Annotated in this window: 4 protein-coding genes and 1 tRNA gene; 1 reads left to right on the forward strand and 4 read right to left on the reverse strand. The window is 57.9% G+C overall.

The window, feature by feature from the left end; all coding sequences use genetic code 11:
• From VNZ60_RS22090 to VNZ60_RS22105, 4 genes are all read right to left on the reverse strand, one after another.
• Window positions 1-76: transfer RNA gene (locus VNZ60_RS22090), tRNA-His, on the reverse strand.
• A 101-nt stretch (window positions 77-177) separates the two neighbouring features.
• On the reverse strand, window positions 178-1,044 hold the full coding sequence (gene murI, locus VNZ60_RS22095; RefSeq protein WP_325663043.1) for a glutamate racemase: 867 nt from the start codon (window positions 1,042-1,044) through the stop codon (window positions 178-180).
• 22 nt (window positions 1,045-1,066) lie between these two features.
• Window positions 1,067-2,605 carry a fumarate hydratase gene (locus VNZ60_RS22100; protein WP_325663049.1) on the reverse strand — a complete coding sequence of 513 codons (1,539 nt, stop codon included), beginning with the start codon at window positions 2,603-2,605 and terminating at the stop codon, window positions 1,067-1,069.
• A 221-nt stretch (window positions 2,606-2,826) separates the two neighbouring features.
• Entirely contained in the window at window positions 2,827-3,714 is an 888-nt protein-coding gene (locus VNZ60_RS22105; protein ID WP_325663045.1) for a DMT family transporter, read from the reverse strand.
• A 148-nt stretch (window positions 3,715-3,862) separates the two neighbouring features.
• Here VNZ60_RS22105 and VNZ60_RS22110 point away from each other — a divergent pair.
• On the forward strand, window positions 3,863-4,903 hold a 1,041-nt coding region (locus VNZ60_RS22110), incomplete at its 3' end, for an AMP-binding protein (RefSeq protein WP_325663047.1).

Consider the following 4,903-nt stretch of genomic DNA (forward strand, 5'->3'; position numbering starts at 1 on the left):
TGGGGTGGCTGACGGGACTCGAACCCGCGACAACAGGAATCACAATCCTGGACTCTACCAACTGAGCTACAGCCACCATTGCCTGACTACTGCAAATACTGTCATGCTTGTTCAGCACTAAGACAGCTCGCTATTATACAAAGTAACCTGCGGCCTGGCAAATCAAATAATAGCTAATTACGAAATTCCCGCAGGCTGGGCGATAGTTTCCACTGCCGACACCGGCGGATGCAGTTGCAGCAAGTTGGCAAACGTGGTCGCCAGGGCCGACTGGCTGCCGCTGGTGAAAGCGCTCACCTGGCCCGCGCGCGCAGAGTCATGCAGCAGATTGTTTTCACTCATGACCTTGATCAACTGCCGGCTGACCGCAGCACCGGTGTCGATAATGGCAATCGGCTGTGCTGTCAGCTCGCCGACGATTTGTTCGATCAAGGGACGTACAAAAGGATAGTGGGTGCAGCCTAGCACCAGGGTGTCCGCGCCTTGCGTTATCAAGGGCGCGATATAACGTCGCAGCAGTAGTGCGGTTTGCGCAGAATGCAATTCGCCCTTTTCAATCTGATCCACCAGGCCGACGCAGGCTTGCAGTTCGAAGTGCACGCCGCTGGCCGCGCTGATCTGCTGTTGCAGCGCAAGCAGCCGGGCGCTCAGCAGGGTGGCCCGGGTTGCGAGTACGCCGACGATCTTGCTGCGGCTCTGCGCGGCAGCCGGCTTCAGCCCGGGCTCGATGCCGATCACCGGCAACTCCGGATAAGCCGTGCGTATCGCTTTGATGGCGGCGGTGGTGGCGGTATTGCAGGCAACCACCAGCGCCTTGACCCCACGTTGCAGCAGGAATTCGGTAACCGTCAGCGAGCGTGCGGAAATTTCCGCTTCCGATTTGTCGCCATATGGCGCGTAAGCGGAGTCGGCAAAATAGACAAGATCTTCGTGCGGCAGATCCTGGTGGACATGCTGCAGCACCGACAAACCGCCTATGCCGGAATCAAAAATGCCGATGGGCGCAGTTGGCGCCATCGGCATTGTTTGCGTGTCAACGTTCATCAACTAAATGAGTCAAGTCGGATCAGATGGTGGTCACAGGGATTTTCGACAGCGCTGCATGCGCGATCTTTTCCTGCCATTCCTTCGGCCCGGTGTTGTGCACCGAGATACCGTTGGAATCGACCGCCACCGTCACCGGCATGTCCTTGACATCAAACTCGTAGATGGCTTCCATGCCGAGGTCGGCAAAACCCAGCACTTGCGCCGACTTGATCGCCTTCGACACCAGGTAAGCAGCGCCGCCCACGGCCATCAGATAAGCCGATTTGTGTTTCTTGATCGACTCGATCGCGACCGGGCCGCGTTCCGATTTGCCGATCATCGAAATCAAGCCGGTTTGCTCCAGCATCATGTCGGTGAATTTATCCATGCGGGTAGCGGTGGTCGGGCCGGCCGGGCCGACCACTTCGTCGCGCACCGGATCGACCGGGCCGACGTAATAGATCACACGGTTGGTGAAATCCACCGGCAGCTTCTCGCCCTTGGCCAGCATTTCCTGGATCCGCTTGTGCGCAGCATCGCGCCCGGTCAGCATCTTGCCGTTCAACAGCAGGGTCTGGCCCGGTTTCCACGATGCCACTTCTTCCTTGGTCAAGGTGTTCAGATCGACTCGCTTGGATTTCTCGGTATCCGGTACCCAATGCACTTCCGGCCATTCGGACAGCGACGGCGGTTCCATGTAGGCAGGGCCGGAACCGTCCAGCACGAAGTGGCCGTGGCGGGTCGCCGCGCAGTTCGGGATCATTGCCACCGGCTTCGACGCCGCGTGGGTCGGATGCATCATGATCTTGACATCGAGCACGGTAGTCAGGCCGCCCAGGCCTTGCGCGCCTATGCCCAGCGCATTGACCTTCTGGAACAATTCGATGCGCAATTCTTCGGTCTTGTTTTGCGGGCCGCGCTTGAGCAGGTCGTACATGTTGATATCTTCCATCAACACTTCCTTCGCCATCAGCATGGCTTTTTCCGCGGTGCCGCCGATACCGATGCCGAGCATGCCCGGCGGACACCAGCCGGCGCCCATGGTCGGTACCGTCTTCATCACCCAGTCGACCAGCGAATCGGACGGATTCAGCATCACGAACTTGGTCTTGTTTTCCGAGCCGCCGCCTTTGGCCGCGATTTGCACGTCAACCGTATTGCCCGGCACCACTTCCATGTGCACCACGGCTGGCGTGTTGTCCTTGGTGTTCTTGCGTTCGAATTGCGGATCGGCCACGATTGACGCGCGCAGCATATTGTCCGGATTCAGATAACCGCGGCGCACGCCTTCGTTGACGGCGTCGGTGATCGAACCCTTGAAGCCTTCAAAGCGCACGTCCATGCCGATTTTCAGGAAGACGTTGACGATGCCGGTGTCCTGGCAGATCGGCCGCTTGCCTTCGGCGCACATGCGCGAGTTGGTCAGGATCTGGGCAATCGCGTCCTTTGCTGCAGGATTCTGCTCTTGCTCGTAGGCGCGCGCCAGGTGCTGGATATAGTCAACCGGATGGTAATAGCTGATGTACTGGAGCGCAGCGGCTACCGACTCGATGAGATCTTCTTGCTTGACGGTGGTGATGGTGGTCATGGCGTTTCTTTGTAAAGATAATCGGTAAAGACTTTCGGGAACAACATAACAATTACAGTAAAACGGTTGCGGCTAGCAATGCACGGTGTTGGCTTGATTCTGTCGGCCTGATTCCGAGTTGCGATCCGACAAGACACCCATGGTTTTTTTGGGGCGTGGAAGCTCGCATATTGCTCATAGGAATTATTGGAAAGGAATAAGGCGTCGCTATTTTACACTTCCTGGACGGTTTTCATGGGCTGCGGCCGACTGGCTACGGCAATCCCGGTCAGCACCAGCGCCAATGCCGCAAAGTGGCCCCAGCTCAGACTCTCATGCAAAAACACCACGCCGATGAAGGCCGCCGCCAGCGGCATCAAGGCTGTGAAGATGCCGGCGACATTGGCTTGCACATGCTTGGTGCCGGTCAGCCACAGCCAGAACGCGATCACACTGGCCGCCAGCGCATACCAGACGATCAGCAGCCACATGCCGGCCGTGACCTGGCTGAAATCGTAAGACAAGGCCGCAGTCAGACCGAACGGCAGCATCAGCAGCAAGCCGAACAAATGGCTGTAGGCGGTAATCCGCATCGGCGATAAGGTTTGCGTCAGGCGCTTGGACAGCACCACATAAGTGGCTTCGCAGACCACCGCGGCCAGAACAAACAGATTGCCCACCAGCGAGGTGTCGCCGCCATCGGTTTTGCTGAGGTTAAGCACGCCAATCCCGGCAATCGCCAGCAGGATAGAGGCCAGCGTGCGCGGCTGCAGTCTTTCCTTGAGGATCAGTCGCGACAGGATCGCCACCGCCGCCGGCAAGGTGCTGGTAATCACGCCGGCGGCGGTAGCGGTGGTGTGCTGGACGCCGTACAACATGCACAGCGTAAATAAAAAAGTACCGAAGAAAGCCTGGCCAAACAGTGTCAGCCATTCATGGCGCGCCAGGCGCGGCGCGGCCTTGAAGAACTGCGGCGCCATCACGATCACGGCGATGACAAAACGCAGCAGGCCGAACACCAGCACCGGCATCACGGCAATGATAGCCTTGCCGAAACCGATATTGGCGCCCACCAGCATCATGGCTAGTGCCAGGTAAACATAAGATCTTGTGTGATGCATGGACTGTCGTATTGGGCTGAATGTGCGATGATAACCGACTGTAAGGCTCTGATAACGCTAGCAGAGGATTCTGTAAGGGAAATCTGTGTAAGGCCTGAGTAAGTGTAAAAGTTTATTTTTAGCGTCAACTATTAAAGCAGGAGACAGCATGGCGAACATCGAAACCTTTGGTCAGGAAACCCGTATTTTTCCCGCCCCGGCAGAATTTTCCAAAACTGCAGCCATTTCCGGCATGGACGCCTATCGCGCCCTGGCGGCCGAAGCCGAGCAGGATTATGAGGGCTTCTGGGGTCGCCTGGCCCGGGAAAACCTGCAATGGCAAACACCTTTCACCAAGGTGCTGGACGAGTCCGATGCACCGTTCTACAAATGGTTCGACGACGGCAAGCTGAACGTCTCCTACAACTGTCTCGATATCCATTTGCACAATGGCAATGCCGATAAAGTCGCGATCATCTTTGAAAGCGACAGCGGCGATGTCAGCAAGATCACTTATCGAGAGTTGCACAAAAAAGTCTGCCAGTTCGCCAACGGCTTGAAATCGTTAGGTATCAAGAAGGGCGATCGCGTTGTCATCTACATGCCGATGTCGGTCGAAGGCGTGGTGGCGATGCAAGCCTGCGCCCGTATCGGCGCCACCCACTCGGTGGTGTTCGGCGGCTTTTCCGCCAAGTCGCTGCAAGAACGCATCATCGACGCCGGCGCAGTTGCTGTGCTGACCGCCGACGAACAAGCGCGCGGCGGCAAACGCCTGCCGTTGAAAACCATTGTTGACGAAGCGCTGGCGCTGGGCGGTTGCGACAGCATCAAGAACGTGGTGGTCTACCAGCGCACCGGTGGCGCCATCAATTTTGTCCCCGGCCGCGATCTGTGGCTGCATGAACTGGTAACCAACCAGGCCGAGACTTGCGAGCCGGAATGGGTAGGCGCCGAACATCCGCTGTTCATCTTGTACACCTCCGGTTCCACCGGCACCCCCAAAGGCGTGCAGCACTCGTCCGGCGGCTACCTGCTGTGGGCGGCGCTGACCATGAAATGGGTGTTCGACATCAAGCCGGACGATGTCTACTGGTGCACCGCCGACATCGGCTGGATTACCGGCCACACCTATATCGCCTACGGCCCGACCGCAGTCGGCGCCACCCAGATCATTTTCGAAGGCGTGCCAACCTATCCCAACGCCGGCCGT

It is taken from the genome of Collimonas sp. (assembly GCF_035566375.1).
Taxonomy (GTDB): Bacteria; Pseudomonadota; Gammaproteobacteria; order Burkholderiales; family Burkholderiaceae_D; genus Collimonas.

Coding starts and splice junctions, on each gene's coding strand:
- murI (WP_325663043.1), bottom strand. CDS start 1,044: ATGAACGTTGACACGCAAACAATGCCGATGGCGCCAACTGCGCCCATC.
- VNZ60_RS22105 (WP_325663045.1), bottom strand. CDS start 3,714: ATGCATCACACAAGATCTTATGTTTACCTGGCACTAGCCATGATGCTG.